At 59.4% G+C, this 18,020-nt stretch carries 19 protein-coding genes; 13 read left to right on the top strand and 6 right to left on the bottom strand.

Annotated features, from left to right (window positions below; genetic code table 11):
• Positions 1-140 precede the first annotated feature (140 nt).
• Both J8C06_RS08550 and queA read right to left on the bottom strand, forming a co-directional pair.
• The gene (locus J8C06_RS08550) at positions 141-2,930 is read right to left on the bottom strand and encodes a M16 family metallopeptidase (RefSeq protein ID WP_211428291.1); all 2,790 of its coding nucleotides are present in this window, start codon (positions 2,928-2,930) and stop codon (positions 141-143) included.
• Between the two features lie 96 nt (positions 2,931-3,026).
• Positions 3,027-4,070: a tRNA preQ1(34) S-adenosylmethionine ribosyltransferase-isomerase QueA gene (gene queA, locus J8C06_RS08545; RefSeq protein ID WP_211428290.1), complete on the bottom strand. Its 1,044-nt coding sequence runs from the start codon at positions 4,068-4,070 to the stop codon at positions 3,027-3,029.
• A 95-nt stretch (positions 4,071-4,165) separates the two neighbouring features.
• Here queA and radA point away from each other — a divergent pair, with 95 nt between their 5' ends.
• Together radA and J8C06_RS08535 are read left to right on the top strand one after the other, a co-directional pair.
• Entirely contained in the window at positions 4,166-5,557 is a 1,392-nt protein-coding gene (gene radA / locus J8C06_RS08540; protein WP_211428289.1) for a DNA repair protein RadA, read from the top strand.
• 13 nt (positions 5,558-5,570) lie between these two features.
• Entirely contained in the window at positions 5,571-6,197 is a 627-nt protein-coding gene (locus tag J8C06_RS08535; protein WP_211428288.1) for a CvpA family protein, read from the top strand.
• 48 nt (positions 6,198-6,245) lie between these two features.
• Here J8C06_RS08535 and J8C06_RS08530 read toward each other — a convergent pair whose 3' ends face one another.
• Entirely contained in the window at positions 6,246-7,121 is an 876-nt protein-coding gene (locus J8C06_RS08530; RefSeq protein WP_211428287.1) for a hypothetical protein, read from the bottom strand.
• 141 nt (positions 7,122-7,262) lie between these two features.
• Here J8C06_RS08530 and J8C06_RS08525 point away from each other — a divergent pair, with 141 nt between their 5' ends.
• The 3 genes from J8C06_RS08525 (at position 7,263) to J8C06_RS08515 (ending at position 10,048) form a co-directional block, all read left to right on the top strand.
• Positions 7,263-7,685 (top strand): hypothetical protein, encoded by a 423-nt coding sequence (locus tag J8C06_RS08525; RefSeq protein ID WP_211428286.1) that lies wholly within the window; start codon positions 7,263-7,265, stop codon positions 7,683-7,685.
• Between the two features lie 88 nt (positions 7,686-7,773).
• Positions 7,774-9,051: a glucose-1-phosphate adenylyltransferase gene (locus J8C06_RS08520; RefSeq protein ID WP_211428285.1), complete on the top strand. Its 1,278-nt coding sequence runs from the start codon at positions 7,774-7,776 to the stop codon at positions 9,049-9,051.
• Positions 9,052-9,109: 58 nt separating this feature from the next.
• Positions 9,110-10,048, top strand: a complete 939-nt coding sequence (locus J8C06_RS08515) for a YihY/virulence factor BrkB family protein (RefSeq protein ID WP_211428284.1) — start codon at positions 9,110-9,112, stop codon at positions 10,046-10,048.
• Between the two features lie 195 nt (positions 10,049-10,243).
• Here the strand turns inward: J8C06_RS08515 and J8C06_RS08510 are convergent, their stop codons facing one another.
• Entirely contained in the window at positions 10,244-10,984 is a 741-nt protein-coding gene (locus J8C06_RS08510; protein ID WP_211428283.1) for a patatin-like phospholipase family protein, read from the bottom strand.
• A 310-nt stretch (positions 10,985-11,294) separates the two neighbouring features.
• Between J8C06_RS08510 and ffh the strand changes: the two genes are divergently transcribed.
• From ffh to J8C06_RS08470, 8 genes are all read left to right on the top strand, one after another.
• The gene (gene ffh / locus J8C06_RS08505) at positions 11,295-12,788 is read left to right on the top strand and encodes a signal recognition particle protein (protein ID WP_211428282.1); all 1,494 of its coding nucleotides are present in this window, start codon (positions 11,295-11,297) and stop codon (positions 12,786-12,788) included.
• A 75-nt stretch (positions 12,789-12,863) separates the two neighbouring features.
• Positions 12,864-13,133 carry a 30S ribosomal protein S16 gene (gene rpsP, locus J8C06_RS08500; protein WP_211428281.1) on the top strand — a complete coding sequence of 90 codons (270 nt, stop codon included), beginning with the start codon at positions 12,864-12,866 and terminating at the stop codon, positions 13,131-13,133.
• 42 nt (positions 13,134-13,175) lie between these two features.
• Positions 13,176-13,472: a KH domain-containing protein gene (locus tag J8C06_RS08495; RefSeq protein WP_246602011.1), complete on the top strand. Its 297-nt coding sequence runs from the start codon at positions 13,176-13,178 to the stop codon at positions 13,470-13,472.
• The gene (gene rimM, locus J8C06_RS08490; RefSeq protein WP_211428280.1) at positions 13,469-14,023 is read left to right on the top strand and encodes a ribosome maturation factor RimM; all 555 of its coding nucleotides are present in this window, start codon (positions 13,469-13,471) and stop codon (positions 14,021-14,023) included. The genes J8C06_RS08495 and rimM overlap by 4 nt, the downstream gene beginning before the upstream one ends.
• 57 nt (positions 14,024-14,080) lie before the next feature.
• A complete protein-coding gene (gene trmD, locus J8C06_RS08485; protein ID WP_455423694.1) occupies positions 14,081-14,851 on the top strand; it encodes a tRNA (guanosine(37)-N1)-methyltransferase TrmD in 771 nt (256 codons plus the stop codon).
• Positions 14,852-14,876: 25 nt separating this feature from the next.
• Positions 14,877-15,353, top strand: coding sequence for a 50S ribosomal protein L19 (gene rplS, locus J8C06_RS08480; protein WP_455423693.1), 477 nt, complete (start codon positions 14,877-14,879; stop codon positions 15,351-15,353).
• 134 nt (positions 15,354-15,487) lie between these two features.
• Positions 15,488-15,904 carry an NADH-quinone oxidoreductase subunit A gene (locus J8C06_RS08475; protein WP_211428279.1) on the top strand — a complete coding sequence of 139 codons (417 nt, stop codon included), beginning with the start codon at positions 15,488-15,490 and terminating at the stop codon, positions 15,902-15,904.
• Between the two features lie 110 nt (positions 15,905-16,014).
• Positions 16,015-16,536: an NADH-quinone oxidoreductase subunit B gene (locus tag J8C06_RS08470; RefSeq protein WP_211428278.1), complete on the top strand. Its 522-nt coding sequence runs from the start codon at positions 16,015-16,017 to the stop codon at positions 16,534-16,536.
• 222 nt (positions 16,537-16,758) lie between these two features.
• Here the strand turns inward: J8C06_RS08470 and J8C06_RS08465 are convergent, their stop codons facing one another.
• Positions 16,759-17,373 carry a cupin domain-containing protein gene (locus J8C06_RS08465; RefSeq protein ID WP_211428277.1) on the bottom strand — a complete coding sequence of 205 codons (615 nt, stop codon included), beginning with the start codon at positions 17,371-17,373 and terminating at the stop codon, positions 16,759-16,761.
• Positions 17,370-17,972 (bottom strand): sigma-70 family RNA polymerase sigma factor, encoded by a 603-nt coding sequence (locus tag J8C06_RS08460; protein ID WP_211428276.1) that lies wholly within the window; start codon positions 17,970-17,972, stop codon positions 17,370-17,372. Before J8C06_RS08460 ends, J8C06_RS08465 begins: the two co-directional genes overlap by 4 nt.
• Positions 17,973-18,020: the final 48 nt, after the last annotated feature.

Here is an 18,020-nt window from a genome sequence, read left to right as displayed (position 1 = left end):
GGCCCCAGACGAGAGCGCCTGCGTTCCTTGATCCCGTCCATGTTCGGAACTTCCACCAGCACGTTAGGACAAACGGCAAAACAAACCGGTGCGCCGGAACAATTCCAACGCACCGGTCTTGGAAAACGGGGTGGGCTTGGCTATGGCTGGGCGGCTTTGGCCTTGGCAAAGTCGCCGGCCTTGAACCGGCTCATGTTTTCATAGCGAATGTATTTGGCAAACGCTGCCGACACCTGTTCGGCCGTCAGTGCCTTGATTTTGGCTTCAAAGTCGGCATCCCACGTTGGGCGTCGCCCCAGGTAGCGATAGTTCGCCAATACGGACGCCAACGTGCCGTCCTGCGCACGTGATACTTGCCGACTCTGCAAGTAGCCACTCTTGGCGGCCGTGACTTCCGCCTCCGTGAACCCTTCGCGGATGGCGCGTTCGACTTCTTCCCTGAAGGCTGTTTCGAGCCGTTCCAGATTCTGCGGCGCGTAAATGGCGAAGGCTATGAAGAGCCCGTTCCGGTCAAGCGACCCAACCTGAAGCTGCGCCCCGACGCCATAGCTGATCCCTTCTTTCTGGCGAATGCGCGTTGCCAGGCGGGAGTTCAGGAAGCCGCCGCCAAAGATATAACCGGCCAACGCCAGCGCCGGATAGTCTGGGTCGTCGTCGCGGATTTCGAGTGGCTGTCCCGCCACGAAGAAGGCATTTGCCTTGTCAGGCGTCTCAAAGGTTTCACTGACGGCCGGCACCGCGCGGAAGGGGTTTTCCAGTCGGGCAAAGGGCGTTTGGGCCTTCCATCCGGCAAAGAGTTCGTTGCCGAGCTTTTCCATCTCGGTTGCGTCAAAGTCGCCCACAACCGCAATCTGCGCGTTGGCGATACCGTAAAATGTGTCATAGAAACGCTTGATGTCTTCTATGGTCACGGCTTTGACCTGCTCGATTTCTTCATCGGGCAGCGGCCGGTAGCGTACGTCTTCTTTGGGGTAGGGCGACAGGTGACGTGAAAAAGCAGTAATGGCCACATTCTGCGGCTCGCGGCGACTTTGCTCGATGCTGGCAATGATTTGCTGCTTGAGCTGCTCGAACTCGCTTTCCGGGAAGGCCGGCTCACGCAGAATCTCCGCCCCGAGGCGTACGACCTCGGCCAGGTTCTCCCGCGTTGTCGTCACGCTGAAGTTAATGCTTGTCGCGCCGCCAAAAACACCGCCCTGCGCTTTCAAACGGGTGAACTCATCCTCGATTTGCTGGCGGGTCTTGCGCTTCGTCCCACGCTGGAGCATCTGTCCCGTCAGATTGCCGATCGTCGCCTGATTGCGCAGCGCTTGTTCATTGCCCAGTCGAATCGTCATGACCAAGGTGACGGTATTGCCACGTGTCTTTTTCGGCAAGAGAACCATCTGTAGTCCGCCCTGCTCCGCCAGAAAGCGTGAACGGGCATCAATGTTTTCAGGCGTCGGCTCGAAGGCTTCGCCCGCCGCAATGGCTGCGCTGCCGCGGTAGTCCTTGAGCAACTCGGCGACGTCCGGGGTGGCCGGAATATCGGCGCGGTCAGGCTTTTCGGTTGGAATGAACATGCCAACCGTGCGATTGTCAGGCTTGAGGTACGCCTTGGCGACGCGCTGCACATCGTCAACCTTGACTTGCTTGAGCCGGTCGCGGTTGAGGAAAAACAGCCGCCAGTCACCCGCGCCGATCCACTCGCTGAGTTCGAGCCCGAGCCGTTCCGAGTTGTTGATGCTTTGTTCGATGTCGGTCAGGTACTGCTGGCGGATGCGCTCGACTTCTTCCTCGGTGGGGGGCTTTGCCGTGGCCGTTTCCTCAATGGTCGTCAGCAAAAGTTTGCGGACTTCTTCAATGTCTGAACTGCTTGTGAGAATGGCTCCGAAATTGACCAGTCCCGGTTCCTTGTTGTCAAAGCTAAACCCCTGCACAAAGGCGGCTTTTTTGGTTTCGACCAGGGCCTTGTGCAAACGTCCCGAAGGTGTATCGCCGATGACGCCGGCAAGAATTTGAACGGCCGGCTTGTCTGGGTGGGACGCCGCGGGAACGTGATAGCAGGCGAGGACCACCTTGGTATCACCGACGCGCCGGATGGTTACGGTGCGTTCGCCATCCTGGGTCGGGTCAAGCGTGTAGGTGGGTTGCAGCACCCGGTCGGGCTTTGGAATCGGGCCGAAGTATTCGTGAATCATCTTCAGCGTTTTTTCCTCATCAAACTTCCCGGCAACCAAGAGCACGGCATTGTCCGGCTGGTAGTATTTCCGATAAAACGCCTGGAGGCGCTCAATCGGGACATTTTCAATGTCGGAGCGCGCGCCAATCGTGGATTTGCCATAGTTGTGCCAGTCGTAGGCGACGGCTTGCGTCCGCTGAAGCAGCACGCGATAGGGACTGTTTTCACCTGCCTCAAACTCATTGCGCACGACGGTCATTTCTGAGTCGAGGTCTTTTTTGGCGATGAAGCTGTTCACCATGCGGTCGGCCTCTAAATCGAGCGCCCACCGGAGATTGTCTTCCGTGGCCTGAAACGTTTCAAAGTAGTTGGTGCGGTCAAACCAAGTCGTGCCGTTTGGGCGCGCGCCCCGTTCGGAAAGTTCCTTGGGGATGTCCGGGTGACGTGGCGTGCCCTTGAACACGAGGTGTTCGAGCAGGTGCGCCATGCCGGTTTCGCCATAGTTTTCATGGCGCGACCCAACCAAGTACGTGATGTTGACCGTGATGGTTTGTTTGGATGCATCCGGAAACAGGAGGACGCGCAGGCCGTTTGCCAGCCGGTACTCCGTGATGCCTTCGACACTCGTGACGCGCGTGACGCCGGGTGGCAAGGCAACAGACTGGGCTGGTGGCTGCGCCTTGACTGTCAGCGGGAACAGCGGAGCAGGGCTAACCAACGCGACCACGAGCGCCGCGCTGGTTAGCCCGCGTAACAACGCAAGCTTCATGGGCAAAACCTCAAAACGATGAAATGGGCAATGACAAGTCAAAGTAATGTAATTGGGGGGGCAGAAGTTTCAGTCGAATTGGCAATGTTAATTGGCTTACAGTAGCAGCATGGCGTCGCCGTAACTGTAAAAACGATAACGCGCGGCAACTGCATGGCGGTAGGCTTCCATCACCGGCTGGTAGCCACCAAACGCCACCACGAGCGCCAAAAGCGACGACTTGGGCAGGTGGAAGTTGGTCAGCAGTCCGTCCAGGACGCGAAACTCGAATCCCGGCACAATCGTCAAATCCGTCATGCCCTGACCGGGAACGACCGCCATGCCGTCGTCTGTTGCGCGGGCGACCGTTTCAAGCGTCCGGGTGGAGGTTGTCCCAACGGCAATGACGCGGCGGCCTGAGCGTTTGGCCAGGGTGATTTGCCGGGCGGTTGCTTCCGGCACGACATAGACTTCGGGTTCAACCCGATGCTCGGCCAGATTTTCCGTACGGACGGGCTGAAACGTCCCATAGCCGACATGCAGGGTCAGCTTGGCAATCTCGACACCTTGGCGTTCCAGGATTGCCAGCAGTGCCGGGGTGAAATGCAAACCGGCCGTTGGCGCGGCAATCGAACCGCGCGCGGCCGCATACACCGTCTGGTAGCGTTCTCGGTCGTTTGGGTGCTCGGTCGCGCGTGTGATGTAGGGCGGAAGTGGCGTACGTCCAATGACATCGAGCGTTGAAAAGAAATCGCCATCACAAGTGAAGGTTATCAGGCGGCGTCCATCCGCCATACGACCGGTGACAACGCCGCGCAAGACGCCATCGCCAAACGTCAGGCGGTCGCCCACCCGCACGCGACGCCCCGGCTTGACAAGCGCCAGCCAAGTCTTGGGAGCAGTTTCCCGAACCAAAAAAACTTCTACCGCACCGCCAGTTGGTTCGCGCCGGCCGATGAGTCGCGCCGGAAAGACGCGGGTATCATTCAGCACGAGCACATCGCCGGCACGCAACAAGTCCGGCAAGTCGCTCACGCGGCAGTCGCGCCGCGCGCCTGTCTTCCGGTCAAGCGCCAGCAAGCGCGCCTGGTCACGTGGCTCACAGGGTTGCTGGGCGATACATTCCGGTGGCAAGACGTAGTCGAGATCGGAAAGTTGCATGATGGTGGCCTGGCTGTGGGGCATTGTCGAATGAACTAAATTCGTGGAAATCTAAGTCTTCCAGGGGCGCAGCGCCAGGCCGCAGACAACCGACCATGCCGAAAGAAAAAACCATTTATGCCTGCCAGCAGTGTAGCTACCAAAGCCGAAAGTGGCTTGGCCGCTGCCCAGACTGCGGCGCATGGAATACGTTTGTTGAGGAACGTGAAGAAAAGACCATCTCGGCGGCGGCGGTGGCCCGGAGTCTCGGCGGCGCGAAGCCTGGGGCGCGCGCAACCACCAGGGTTGCGCCAACCCACTATGCGCAGGTGCCCAGTCAGGACGACGCCCGCTTCTCATCGGGGATGGCGGAACTTGATCGCGTCCTTGGCGGCGGCATCGTGCCGGGCAGCCTATTGCTCATTGGCGGCGATCCCGGTGTCGGCAAGTCAACGCTCCTGCTGCAAATGGCAGCCGGATTGAGTTGCGCCGGTGAACGGGTGCTTTACGTGAGTGGCGAGGAATCCGAGCGCCAAATCAAGTTGCGCGGCGAACGCCTGGGCCTCCAGCCCGGCGACCTGCACCTGTTGCCGGAAACCTGTCTGGAACGGGTTCTGGAAGTCGTTGCCGAGCTTCGGCCGACGCTCATTGTGGTGGACTCCGTGCAAACCACCTATTCCGAACGACTGGACAGCGCGCCGGGCAGTGTCTCCCAAGTACGTGAAACTGCCGGACAATGCTTGCTGTTGGCGAAACATCAGGGCGTGCCGGTGTTTCTCATTGGCCATGTGACCAAGGATGGCGCGCTGGCCGGACCGAAAACCCTCGAACATATCGTGGACACGGTCATTTACTTCGAGGGCGAACGGCACCACAACCACCGGATCATGCGTGCCACCAAGAACCGCTTTGGCGCGACCAATGAACTCGGCCTGTTTGAAATGACCGGCTTGGGCCTGGTGCCGGTAGCCAACCCATCGGCGCTGTTTTTGCAGCAGCGGCCGGTGGGTGTGGCCGGGTCGGTGGTCGTGGCCTGCATGGAGGGAACCCGCCCGATGCTGGTCGAACTCCAGGCGCTTGTCAGCAGCAGTAAGTACGGCACGGGCCGCCGGACGGTCGAAGGTGTCGAACCCAACCGCGTTGCCCTGTTGATTGCCATGCTCGAAAAGCGCGCCGGACTCCAGATGCTCGGCGATGATGTGTTCGTCAATGTGGCCGGGGGACTGACCCTCGACGAACCGGCCGTAGATTTGGGTATCGTGGCGGCACTGGCTTCGAGTTTTCGCAACACGGCGATTGATCCCGCAACCGTCGTGTTTGGCGAAGTCGGCTTGGCCGGTGAGGTCCGCGCCACGAGCCAGCCCGCCGTCCGGCTGCGTGAAATTGCCGCCATGGGGTTCGAGCGAGTTGTCATGCCAGCGGGAAATTTGCCAGGTCTTGAACTGCCGGAAGGCTTGAGCGTCGTCGGGGTGCGGTCGGTTTTGGACGCGCTCGACGCGCTGTTTTGAGAGAGGTTGGCTTGTGACGCCATTTGACTGGTTGGCGGTGGTCGTCGTTGCGTTTTCAGTCATCAGCGGCGCCATCAAGGGACTGACGAAGACGGTGATCGCCAGTGGCGCGCTCCTGGTGGGCTTGGTGATGGCGCTGCTGTTCTACGATGACCTTGGGCAAGGGTTGCAGGCGCTTGGGGTCGCGTCGCCGGTCGCCTCCGGCGTGGGGGTCTTGGCCCCGGTGGTCTTGTCCGGCCTTGGGGGCAGCCTACTCGTCCGGCAGCTCCACAAACGCTTCCGAAAAACTCCACTGGCCACTCTCGACCGGGTGGGCGGTGGCGCCTTGGGGGTCGGGCGGGCGTGGTTGATTCTGTCGGTGATCTACTTGGTGCTGACGGCCTTTCCGGCGCAGCCAGCTTTCGTTTTGAACGCCCAGGTGACACCGCTCATCAAGCCGGGGTCCCGGTTGCTCACCGACTTGGGCAAAGCTGATTTGAAGGCGCGTTTTGAGCAGGGTATCGCCGAACTGCGTCGGATGAAGGCCGCTGCCCTGAAGTCGCCAAAGCCGGCCGGAAGCCCAGCCTCCGACGTAGCCCGTGGAGCCGCCTCCAGTGCGCCGGAGACCGCCCCAGCCCGTCGTCCGGCGCATCACCGCTGAGTGTTTTCTGGGGAGTTTTTTCTTTGTATGGCTCGTCGCCGCGCGTCATTACGCTAGGGGCTTGTTGGTTGGCGGCACGGTGTGCGCGTCGTGAAAGCGTTGGATGTCGTAAACCATTGGATGCACATTCGGCGGGCCGAGGTCACAAAGCCATTGGCAGACGGCAAACTGTCCGATGCGTGAGGCATAGATCGTTTCCCACTGGCGCTGGCGTTCGATGTCGTCGGCCGTCAGCCACGGATAACGCCCCGGCGGACGCGCGAGACCGATCCGATGCGGCTTGGGTGTCAACCGAGCGCGAAAACACGCCTGCACGGCGCAGAGCCGGGCGTACCGCTGGTCGGACCCAAGCCGGCGTAGGAGGTCCTGGGTGGCCGGTGCCGTCGGCTCAAAGAGCGCCTGCCCGACCAGCAGGCGAAAGCCGGCGCGGGTTCGATAGACTCTTACCTGCCAGTCCCGCGCTTCGCGTTCATGCCAGTCTTGGATGCGCGCCAGCAACCGCTCCTGCGCGTCTGGAGCCGGTTTGCCCCGCAGCCAGTTCCAGACCCTGGTCAGACTGTTGTGCCACTCCCCGGCCAGGGCCGTCGCAAAGTCCAGGTCAATGAACATCACCTGCGCGGTGTTGAGCACCAGGCAGCCAGAAGCGTTGCGGGTGACGACGGCAACGCGCTCGCCGGTGGCGGCGTCGAGGGTCTGGATGACCGGTTCGCGGAGCGGCCGGATGTCGCCGGGATAGTCGCCGAGTGGTTCGCCCCGTTGAAAGCGGGTAATCCGGGTTTCGAGTTCGTGTTGCGCGCGAGCTTGAGCCTCTTCCAGCGACCGGTCAGAACCACGCCAAACAATGAGATGGCGCTCAAGCCGAGTGGTTCCCTGCCCACGGTAAACGGTTCGCTCCGCCTTTGCCCAATAGTGGGGAATGTCCATCAGTGTAACGACCTTTCCTGTATGACTTACGCGCTGTGGCTTGGTAACGACTGGCAAAACAGTGCTAGCATGCGTACAGCCTCTACGCTCAACGCGCAGGAGCTGAAGCCAAAAATCCAAATGATGAGTAGTTTCAGTCCAATGTCTAAGGAACTGTCTTCTGATGCCCGGTCGGGTGATGCGCCGGGCATCTCTGCCCTGAAGGCTGCCACACGTTCTGGTGGCGAAGCCAGAGAACACGAAGCCAGAGAACACTTTGAGGCCTATGTCTCTGAATGCGTCGAGCGTTTGTTCGCTGAAGTGGGGACGCGCATTGTCAACTCATTTCAGCAGACAGTGGGGCGATTGTTGAATATCCAGTCCCGTTCGATTGATGTGATGGAAAAAATGGAAGTGGAGCAGCGATACATGCGCGCTCAAATCGAGCGGCTGACGACTGAGGTGGCGGCGCTCCGCCGTGGCCTGGCAACGCCGCGGGTGACGCGCAGTCGCCGCCCCTGGACGCACCGCCACCGCCGGTTATTCGTGACGCCCCGCCCTCGGTTGCCAAAAGCGCAAGATTAGTTCTGGGCGCTATCGGGGATCGTCATACCAAGGAAAATAGCACAGGAAAATGGCATAGCTTTTTTGGAGTACCCCAATGATTGGCGCAATGGAAAAAGTTCTGGCTGTCATTTTAGGTGGCGGCAAGGGGACGCGGCTTTATCCGCTGACCCGTGAACGCTCGAAACCGGCTGTCCCGCTAGGCGGGAAGTATCGCTTGATTGACATCCCCGTTAGTAACTGCATCAACGCCGGTATTGCCCGGATTCTGGTCTTGACGCAGTTCAACTCAGCCTCACTCAACCGGCATATTGCCCGCACCTATCGCTTCAGCCAGTTTGCGAACGGTTTCGTCGAAATTCTGGCCGCCGAACAAACGCCGGAAAATCCCGACTGGTTTCAGGGAACGGCCGACGCCGTTCGGCAAAACTTCCGGCACTTGAAAAGCACCCATGCGACGACGATTCTCATTCTGTCGGGCGACCATCTCTACCGCATGGATTACGCCAAGTTCCTTGCTTACCATGAGTCATTTGGCAACGACATCACGGTTTCCGTCACGGCGATCCCGCCCGACGACGCTTCGGAATTCGGCTTGCTCAAAGTGGATGAAGCCGGGCGCGTGGTTGAGTTCCGGGAAAAGCCGACCGGCGCGGCGCTGGAAAGCATGCGGGTTGACACGACGCGCTTCGGTCTGTCTGCGGAAGAAGCCGCCAAACGCCCCTACTTGGCTTCCATGGGGATTTATGTATTCAAAATGGATGTCTTGGAGGCCTTGCTCCAAGACACCAACCGGGTGGACTTTGGCAAGGAAGTCATTCCGCATGCGCTCGAAACCCATCAGGTCGGGGCCTACCTCTTTGACGGCTATTGGGAAGACATCGGGACGATCAGCGCGTTTTTCCGCGCCAATATCGAGTTGACCGATGTGTTGCCGCGCTTCAACTTCTTCGACATGGTCGCGCCTATTTATACCCGTCCACGCTTTCTGCCGGGCACCAAGGTGCGCAACGCGCAAATCATCAACTCGATTGTGAATGAGGGCTGTATCATCAATGAGGCGACGATTCGGCGCTCGATTGTGGGGATTCGCAGCCGGGTGGAAAGCGGAACAAACTTTGACCACGTGCTCATGATGGGCGCGGACGAATATGAAACGCTCGATGACCTTCGGGAAAACCGCGCGGCCGGGCGGCCAGACATTGGCGTTGGAAAATTCTGTAGCATTCGCAATGCCATTCTCGATAAGGGCGCTCGCATTGGAAACAATGTGCGCCTGCTCAATGAAAGCGGGATCAAAGAGGCCGATGGACCAAATTACTTCATCCGGGATGGCATCATTATCATCCCCAAAGACGCCGTTGTGCCGGACAACACGGCTCTGTAAGTCAAGTTAGGGCAAACAGGCCACGGCAAACGAGCCAGTGCGCACGAGGTAGGTTGCCATGGGTCGGCTTGCACAGTTCCGTCGCCTTCTCTGGAAAACGATCCTTGACACGCTTGATTACGACTGCATCGGCTTTGCCAAGGAAGCTGCTTACTCATTTGTTCTCACCTTTTTCCCTTTGCTGTTGTTTTTCGTGGCGGCCTTTGCGGCGCTGGGGAGCGAGCAGACTGGCGTGATTCTGAGTGGCTTGCAGCGCATCATGCCGCCGGGCACCTTTAGCGTCGTGGAAGCCTACTTGCAGCAACTCATGCAAGGCCGTCCCGGACAAGTCGCGCTGCTGTCGTTTTTCGCAACGCTCTTGCCAGCCATTGGCCTGATTGCGACGCTGTCGCGGGCGTTGGACCGCATCTACAACATCTCACCCCGCCGCTCATTTTGGCGAGAGCAGCTTTTGTGTCTGGAGCTGGTCTTTGTGGTCGGCCTTCCACTGGTGCTGGTTTCGGTTGCCGGCGTGGTTGGCGCACACCTCGAAAGTATCATCACCCGCCTCAGCGGTGGCAGCCTGACCTTTGGCTATGTCTGGGCCGCCGCGCGGTGGGTTTTCATCGTGATGAGCGTCTTTCTGATTCAAATGCTCCTCTATCGCTTGGCCCCAAGTCGCCCACCACGCTGGCGGCATATCTTGCCCGGGGCCGTCTTTGCTACCACGCTCTGGGGACTGGCAACCTTTGGCTTCGGTATCTATGTGGCCAACTTCAGTGCCTACGGACGCATTTACGGCAGCATTGGGACGGTCATTGTGTTGCTGGTCTGGATGTATGTCATTGCATTTGTGTTTCTGGTCGGAGCCGTCTTCAACCGTCGTCTGGCCATTCTGGAACTCGAACGTCAGTTGGAAGCACTTTCCCCGGCTGATGCGCAATCCGTTTTGCTTTCAGCCGTAACTGAGGAGGCCGGCGACGAAGAAGCTATCTCCGTTCCAGGCAATCCGCGCTGAAAGGCTCGCAACCTCTTCACAAGTGCGCAGTCCCCGCAAGGTTTTTCACCTGCCGGAAGCGCCTGGGGCAACTTCAGGCCCAAAAGCCAGTGTCGGTACTTTCCAAGAGCGCCTGCTTTTTTCATCGCTCATCCCGGAACAACCACCTGCACGGGGGCGACTGAAGGTCATTGAAGGTGGCAGTCAAGCGTCTGGCTAGGCGACTTGGGCGCTCTGTTTGAGCTGACAACCAAGCATGGCGTGAGTTGCCGCTTCTCCGGCGGCAATCACGGCATCGAGGCCGCTGCCGATGGGTAGCATCCCGGCAAGTGGAATCGCTGGTGACACGAGCACATCCGCCGCATCGAGCGCCTGTCGGTAGTGGCGCGGGAAAAAGCGTCTGACCGTCGGCGCGGTAGGCTCGACGCCGACCGCGCGCAAAACGGAAGATATGCCCAGCACGTCTGATGCAATAATGTAGGTGGCACCCAAGTCGCGCGCTGGCGCGGACGGCAGGGGACACGCCATGCCGCCATCGAGCAGGGAAAGCCCATCGCGGATGACCGGTCGCCGCACGCCAGGCAGGGCGCAACTGGCGCTAATGGCGCTGGGCAAGTCACCTTCCCGCAAGACGACCAGCCGCCGTGACGGCCACTCGCTGGCAACCGCAACGAAGGGGCGGGCAAGCTTGTCAAAGGTTGCCGGTAAGTGCTGGGCGCAAAAGCGTTCCAGGTTTTTGCCATCAAACAGCTCGGGCCAGAAGGTCGAAGCCGCAATGGCGCGCATCTCTTGCCACGACATCCCGGCTGCCAGCATCGCGCCGACAATGCTGCCGGCGCTGGTGCCGGCAATGAAGGACGGCACCATGCCATAGCTTTCGAGCGCTTTGACAACGCCGATGTGCGCAAGTCCGCGTGGTCCGCCGCCGCTGAGGGCGAGACCAATGGTAGAAGGCAAAAGTCGTTGAGCCATGTCGCTAGGTTGAACCCGGTGACGAGCTAGGGGGCTGACTGGGCGGGGTGCGCCCAAGCAAGTGCAGAGGGGGAGGTAAGTCTAGCTATCCAATCCGTTCCTGCCCAGTCAAAGTCACCAGTGACTTGTCGTCAGCGTTGGCGAGCAACCGGTTGGTGGCGCCGGAGCGAGGACTGCTTTGGGCGGCGCTTGACGCAGGTGGCGCCAGTCGTTATCCTCACCGCTTTCCTTTGTGGAAGCCTGGCCGCCGACTGTCTGCTCAACGCAGCTTTCAAAAAGTGGGGGAGGACCGCCAATGTTTGAGACGCTTTCGGAAAAACTGAAAAAAACGCTCAAAACGCTTCGTGGCGAGAGCAAACTCACGGAAGCGCACATTACCGCGGCGATGGGTGACATTCGGATCGCGTTGCTGGAAGCGGATGTCAACTACGGTGTCGTCAAGCAGTTTGTTGAGCGGGTCAAGGAAAAAGCACTTGGACAAGAAGTTTGGCAGTCCCTGTCACCGGCTCAACAAGTCGTCAAAATCGTGTTTGATGAGATGGTTGAGCTGCTCGGCGGAGACGCTTCAGAGGTGACGTTCACGGCGCACAATCCTAACGTCATCTTGATGGTTGGGTTGCAAGGGTCGGGTAAAACCACCTCGACCGGCAAAATCGCCCGGTTCTTGGCGCAACAGCGCAAGCGCCACCCACTTCTGGTTTCTGTGGATGTGTACCGCCCGGCGGCGCGTGATCAGTTGTCAGTCATTGGCAAGGCGATTGGGGTGCCGGTCTATGAGGATGCCACGACCAATGATCCCCTTGCACTGGCCCGCGCGGCCTATCGGGACGCTCAGTTGCGTGGCTTTGACACGCTCCTGGTGGATACCGCCGGGCGGCTGCATATTGACGACGAGCTGATGACGGAGCTTGCCCAGCTCAAGTCTGAGCTCAATCCGATTGAAACACTGTTCGTCGCCGATGCGATGATTGGTCAGGACGCAGTCCGCAGCGCGACCGAGTTTCATGAGCGCATCGGGCTGACCGGCGTCGTCTTGTCGAAAATGGATGGTGACGCCCGCGGTGGGGCCGCCCTCTCCATTCGGAGCATGATCGGCCAACCCATCAAGTTTGTTGGGGTCGGAGAGAAATACGACGCGCTTGAATCCTTTTACCCCGACCGGATTGCGCAACGCATCCTGGGCATGGGGGATGTGCTCTCGCTTATTGAAAAAGTGCAGCAGGAGGTAGATGAGGCTGAAGCGGTTCGGCTCCAGCAGCGGATGCTGGAAAACCGCTTCACGCTGGAGGACTACCGGGCCCAGTTGCGGCAAGTCGGCAAGCTCGGTTCACTCGATAAGCTGTTAGGAATGCTTCCCGATGGACTACTGCCAGGCCTGAACTTACGGATGACACCCCAGCAAACGCAGATGATGCAGCGGAAGCTTAAGGAAACCGAAGCCATCATCAACTCGATGACGAAGCAAGAGCGAGAGGATCATACGCTGCTGGCCAAAACACTGTCCCGGCGCAAGCGCGTGGCCAGAGGTAGCGGAATGCCGGTACGCAAAGTCGAAGAGCTTCTAAACGAGTTTTCCATGATGCGGCGCATGATGCAGCAGATGACCCGTGGCGGACTGTTTGGTGGCTTGGGCGGGCTGTTTGGTGGTGGGATGGGTGGTGGACTGGGCGGACTGCTCCCGACCGGCCCGCGTGGCGGCGGCGGTGGCGGCATGAGATTCGGCGGTGGCATGGGTGGCGGAAAACGCAGCAAGCAGCACACGCCGTCGAAAAAGAAGAAACGGAAGTGATGTGACTTGGCAGCCAAGGCTGCCAGCCCACGTCGGGAAATAACTTTTTTCAACCAGTGGTGGAGGAACAGAGCGGTGCTTTCCATTCGTTTGACGCGCCGTGGTGCGCATCGGCGGCCATTTTATCGAATCGTCGTGGCTGAAAAACGCTCGAAGCGGGATGGTGGTTTTATCGAGATTCTCGGCTATCGCGATCCCCTGACTGACCCAGAAAAGCTCGTTATCAAGCTTGATCGGGTGGATTACTGGCTCAAGTGCGGCGCGCAACCATCCGATACGGTACGGGCATTAATTGCGCGGGCGCGGCGTGAAGCCGAAGCCGCTACGGCTGCGTCCAAGGCATGAGGCGAGTAGAGTAAGGTATCGTCGAATCAACGACGCCTGCCCGTGGGAACGCTCGCACTGGGCCCCACCGGGCTGGATTATCAGGGTGGCTGGATGGTCATGGTGGACGTGGTTCGTTTGGTAGAGCACTTGGCGCGCGGGCTGGTGGACGCCCCAGAGGCTGTGTCGGCATCGGCCGAACTTCAGGGGCAGACGCTCCTGGTCAAGCTGACGGTTGCACCACCCGATGTCGGAAAGGTTATTGGCCGCCAAGGACGCACCATCATGGCGCTCCGCAGCTTGTTGTCGTCCACCAGCGCGGGCGTGTCCCGCCGGGTACTGCTTGAGGTTGTCGAATGACGCTGGCCATGAACCAGGCGCTGCCACCCAGCGAGGAACTCGTCACCATCGCGGCTATTCGTCGCCCGCGTGGGCTGCGCGGCGAGGTGGTAGCGATTTCCCTGAGCGACTATCCAGAGCGGTTTGCTGCTGGCCTGTCGGTGTGGCTGCGTCCAGCCCGTGGCGCGGCGCGGCCCGCTGTGATTGAGCGGGCTTGGTTTCATAAAAACAATGTCATTCTGAAGTTTGTCGGACTGAACCACATCAATGACGTTGAACCGCTGACCGGCTGCCAAGTGTGCGTGCCGCTCTCGGCGCGGGTGACGCCGCCACCCGACGAGTTTTTTTATGATGATTTGATCGGTTGCCAGGTTGAGTTGATGAGTGGGGAAGGTGTCGGGACAGTTGTGGACTTTGCGCCATACGGCGGTGGCGTGCTGGTTGTTGAGCGAGTCCACCCGGATGGGCAGCGCCAGGAACACCTTGTGCCGTTTGTGCGCGCGATTTGCCCGGATGTGGATGTGACGGCTAAACGCATTCGGATTGCGCCACCGGAAGGTTTATTTGACTGAAGTAAGGGAGGCGGCCAACGGCTCATTCAGGCGGGAATGTAGGCAGCGGCCTAAGCAATGATGCGGTTCGACGTACTCACGATATTTCCGACCTTCTTCGATGGTTTCCTGGCGCATGGCATTGTGCGTCGCGCTCGTGAGCGGCGGCAGGTCGACGTGGCCGTCCATGACCTGCGGGACTGGACCTATGACCGCCACCGCATCGTGGATGACCGCCCGTATGGCGGAGAAGATGGGATGGTGCTCAAGCCAGAGCCAATCTTTCGCGCGGTCGAGGCACTGACGCATCACCAACCGAACCCATCCATTGTTTTGCTGACGCCCCAGGGTCGCCGCTTTGACCAAGCCGCTGCCTACCGCCTGAGCCAGTCGTCCCAGGTCGTATTGATTTGCGGCCGCTATGAAGGCGTGGATGAGCGGGTGGCGCAATATCTAGCCACGGAAGAGCTGTCAATTGGCGACTACGTGTTGAGCGGGGGTGAACCGGCGGCCATGGTGGTCATGGATGCCGTGATTCGACTGCGGCCAGATGTACTGGGCAGCCCAACGTCAGCCCAGCATGAGTCGTTTCAGACCGGACGGCTGGATTATCCGGTGTACACCCGCCCGGCACGCTACCGTGGCCACGCCGTCCCGGCTGAACTGCTCACCGGCAACCACGCGGAAGTTGAGCTATGGCGGCGGCGGGCAGCCTTACGTAAAACCCTCTGCCATCGCCCCGACCTGCTGGCCGATCCGACCCGCCTGGATGACACGGACCGCCGTTTGCTGACGGAACTGTTACACACGCCACCTCCGGTGACCCAGCCCGTGGAATGCAACCTATGACTACAGCGAGAGGAATGAGAAACCGATGATTAAGCCCGAATTGCAAGCCGTTGAACAAACCTACTTACGCCAGCACCCATCCTTTATTGCCGGGGATACGGTGCGTGTCCACGTCAAGATCAAGGAAGGTGAAAAAGAGCGCATCCAGGTTTTTGAAGGCGTGGTCATTGCCCGTAAGCACGGCGGCGTGCGCGAGACCTTCACCGTCCGCAAGGTGAGCTTTGGGATCGGCGTCGAGCGGATTTTCCCGCTTCACTCACCAAGCATTGACAAGATTGAAGTTGTTCGCCGTGGACGGGTGCGCCGGGCGAAGCTGTACTACCTCCGCAAGCTGCGTGGCAAGGCCGCGCGCATCCGCGAGCTGGACACGCGGCAAACGAAAGATACCAAGGAACCGCCAGCCCCGGCTGCCACTGCCCAAAGCAGTGCCCCACTGAATGCCGCGCCGAGCACGGAGCCGGAAGCGCCAGCGAGTGAAGCGCCGCCAGCCGCGACCGAGTAACCGTAACCGAAGAGGTCACAACTGGATAAGCAGTTGTGGAATAAGCCCAACGAGGCGCGCGCCGCCGGGTGGCTTCCGTCAGCGTATGCTGTGTTACAGAAAGTCACCCGCGCATCGCCCATTGTCTGCGCACTATGGTTTCTACGGTTTTCTTTCTCTTGCAACAAGCGGCAGTGGACACCCCGGTACGCGGCCCCATCATGGGCTACATACCGATTGTCATCCTTTTTGTCATTGCCTTGGCGATCCCACTTGGCGCGCTGACGGTTGGGCGGTTCTTCCGCCGAACGGTCATGACGCCTGAAAAGATGATGGCCTACGAGTGCGGTGTTGACCCGGTCAGCGACGCCCGTGAGCGCATTTCGGTGCGTTACTTCATCATTGCCATGTTGTTCCTGATTTTTGACGTGGAAACAATTTTTCTCTTTCCCTGGGCCGTCATCTACGACCAACTCGCTCTGTTTGGCTTGATTGAGGCATTTATTTTCATCGGCATTCTGATCGTTGGTTACTACTACGCCTGGCGCAAGGGAGCGCTTGACTGGGTGTAATGAGTGACGGATGGGGTTTGCCGTTGCGCAGGCTGGACTGCGCAGGCTGGACTGCGCAGGCTGGCTGGCAAACGCAAGGGCTAAACAAAAGATTTGAAAGGATGGCAAATATGGTGCGCGAAGAGGCTCCTGGCTTGGTGTTGTCATCAGTTGATTACATTTTCAACTGGGCGCGTAAGTCGGCCCTGTGGCCGATGACATTTGGTTTGGCTTGCTGTGCCATCGAGATGATGGCAACCGGGGCATCGCGGTTTGATCTCGACCGTTTTGGCGCAGGGGTCTTTCGTCCAAGCCCGCGTCAGTCTGACCTCATCATTGTTGCCGGCACCGTCACGCTCAAAATGGCCCCGGTCGTCCGCCGCGTTTACGAGCAGATGCCAGACCCGAAGTGGGTGATTTCAATGGGTTCTTGCTCGAATGTGGGTGGGCCCTTCAACACCTATTCGACATTGCAGGGGGTTGATCGGGTGATCCCGGTAGATGTCTATGTGCCGGGCTGCCCCCCGCGGCCAGAGGCGCTGCTGTATGGGTTGATGCGGTTGCAGGACAAAATCATGCGCGATCACCCAACGCGGTTCATGTTTGGCCGTGGCAATGAGATTATCGAGCCAGAGAAATCCGTTGCTGCTTGATACTTGATTGATGCCAAGCGGTTGTCGAGCCTCCCAGTTACTGCGTCTTTCAAGCAATCCGCATTGTCAATGAGCGCGGCGGGCGACTTGGTGCGATAGCACCAGACAGCCCGCATCGCATAGTAGCCGCAGGCAATAAGCCTACACCTCTGTTCGTTGTCTGGTCGGTCGTCTGGGTAGCTGAACGCGCCCCTGCCGGTCTCTCTAAAAAACAACGGCTGCTTAGTCTGACATCTCGGCCTGGCATTCAGCGAGTGACCGGCGAACCAGAATCAGGCATCCCGTGGTTGTGAAGTTGGCTGCATGGAGCGTGCCGGCTTCCGACCGAATGTAATCGCCTGGTCCAAACACGGCTTCGCCGATGGTCAAATCGCCTTCGAGGACAAACACTTCTTCCGCCCTATTATGCCGATGTGGTGGCAAGGCAACGCCTGGTTCAGCGCGAACCACCGCCACAATGAGGTCTTCCGTCTTGTTTTGGTAGAGCAGTCGTGTCGTCCAACCCTTGCGCCAGGGTATCCAAGCTGCGTCACTGGCGCGCGCAAGCGTTGAATAGGCAATAGCCTCTGGTGGCGTTGTTGCCGAATCAGATGGCTGACGGCTAATGGCTGACATCAATCGTTCGCGCAGATGGGCTGGGGGGGCGTCCACCGCCTGCGCTTCCAGCACGTGAGCTGCTATCTGACGGATGATCTCCAGCCCTTCGCCACGCATCCAGAGATCATTCACCAGGGCCTCCTCGATGGCTTGGCGCTCACTTGCGTCCAAGGTTTCGAGCACATAGCCAAGCAGCCCTTCCAGTGGTTGCTCCGTCTCGCCCCAGTCAGCGTTTGTCATAGCCATCCCTTTCTCATCGCTGGCTCTAGCCGGCGTCGTAAGTGCTGAAGCGCCAATCGGATGCGCCCTTTGACCGTGCCCAGTGGCACGGCCAGGTAATCGGCAACTTCCTGATTGGTCAAGCCTCCGAAAAACGTAAGCTCAATCACCTGCCGCTGATCGGGCGACAGCGTCTGAATTGCCTTACGAACAAGGTCGCCCTGTTGCGCCTCAAGTAAAAGTTGTTCGATACCTTGCAGGCTCTCCGACGGCTCCAACGCCGCACAACCAATATCGTTTTCGGCTAGCTCAATCCGTACGTGCTGGTCTTTACGGCGCGTGCGGAAACTGTCAATGGCGCGACTGCGCGCCATCATCAGTAGCCAGGACATAGGAAGGCCGCGCTGCACTTCATAGTCTTTGGCGCGCCGCCAAACCTCTAAATAGACGGCCATCGTCACCTCTTCGGCATCACTGTCGTCACGTAAGATCCGCTTTGCGACGCCAAAAACCTGCCGGGCGGTGGCGTCATACAAGGCTCCCAGAGCGGCTTGATCCCCACTGGCAATACGGCGGATCAAATCGAGTAAGTCCAGGTTTGATGCAGCAGATGGTGCCACGAAGAGTTCTCCTGGTTATACGGCGCTACATAAGCAAAGGATAAGGCA

It is taken from the genome of Chloracidobacterium validum (assembly GCF_018304825.1).
Classification (GTDB): Bacteria; Acidobacteriota; Blastocatellia; order Chloracidobacteriales; family Chloracidobacteriaceae; genus Chloracidobacterium; species Chloracidobacterium validum.
This window is presented reverse-complemented; position numbering and strand designations above follow the sequence as displayed.

Bases quoted from the DNA above. Each gene is read 5' to 3' on its own strand.
- J8C06_RS08550 (WP_211428291.1), bottom strand. From the start codon at position 2,930: ATGAAGCTTGCGTTGTTACGCGGGCTAACCAGCGCGGCGCTCGTGGTC.
- queA (WP_211428290.1), bottom strand. From the start codon at position 4,070: ATGCAACTTTCCGATCTCGACTACGTCTTGCCACCGGAATGTATCGCC.
- radA (WP_211428289.1), top strand. From the start codon at position 4,166: ATGCCGAAAGAAAAAACCATTTATGCCTGCCAGCAGTGTAGCTACCAA.
- J8C06_RS08530 (WP_211428287.1), bottom strand. From the start codon at position 7,121: ATGGACATTCCCCACTATTGGGCAAAGGCGGAGCGAACCGTTTACCGT.
- J8C06_RS08525 (WP_211428286.1), top strand. From the start codon at position 7,263: ATGTCTAAGGAACTGTCTTCTGATGCCCGGTCGGGTGATGCGCCGGGC.
- J8C06_RS08520 (WP_211428285.1), top strand. From the start codon at position 7,774: ATGGAAAAAGTTCTGGCTGTCATTTTAGGTGGCGGCAAGGGGACGCGG.
- J8C06_RS08515 (WP_211428284.1), top strand. From the start codon at position 9,110: ATGGGTCGGCTTGCACAGTTCCGTCGCCTTCTCTGGAAAACGATCCTT.
- ffh (WP_211428282.1), top strand. From the start codon at position 11,295: ATGTTTGAGACGCTTTCGGAAAAACTGAAAAAAACGCTCAAAACGCTT.
- rimM (WP_211428280.1), top strand. From the start codon at position 13,469: ATGACGCTGGCCATGAACCAGGCGCTGCCACCCAGCGAGGAACTCGTC.
- trmD (WP_455423694.1), top strand. From the start codon at position 14,081: ATGATGCGGTTCGACGTACTCACGATATTTCCGACCTTCTTCGATGGT.
- rplS (WP_455423693.1), top strand. From the start codon at position 14,877: ATGATTAAGCCCGAATTGCAAGCCGTTGAACAAACCTACTTACGCCAG.
- J8C06_RS08475 (WP_211428279.1), top strand. From the start codon at position 15,488: ATGGTTTCTACGGTTTTCTTTCTCTTGCAACAAGCGGCAGTGGACACC.
- J8C06_RS08470 (WP_211428278.1), top strand. From the start codon at position 16,015: ATGGTGCGCGAAGAGGCTCCTGGCTTGGTGTTGTCATCAGTTGATTAC.
- J8C06_RS08465 (WP_211428277.1), bottom strand. From the start codon at position 17,373: ATGACAAACGCTGACTGGGGCGAGACGGAGCAACCACTGGAAGGGCTG.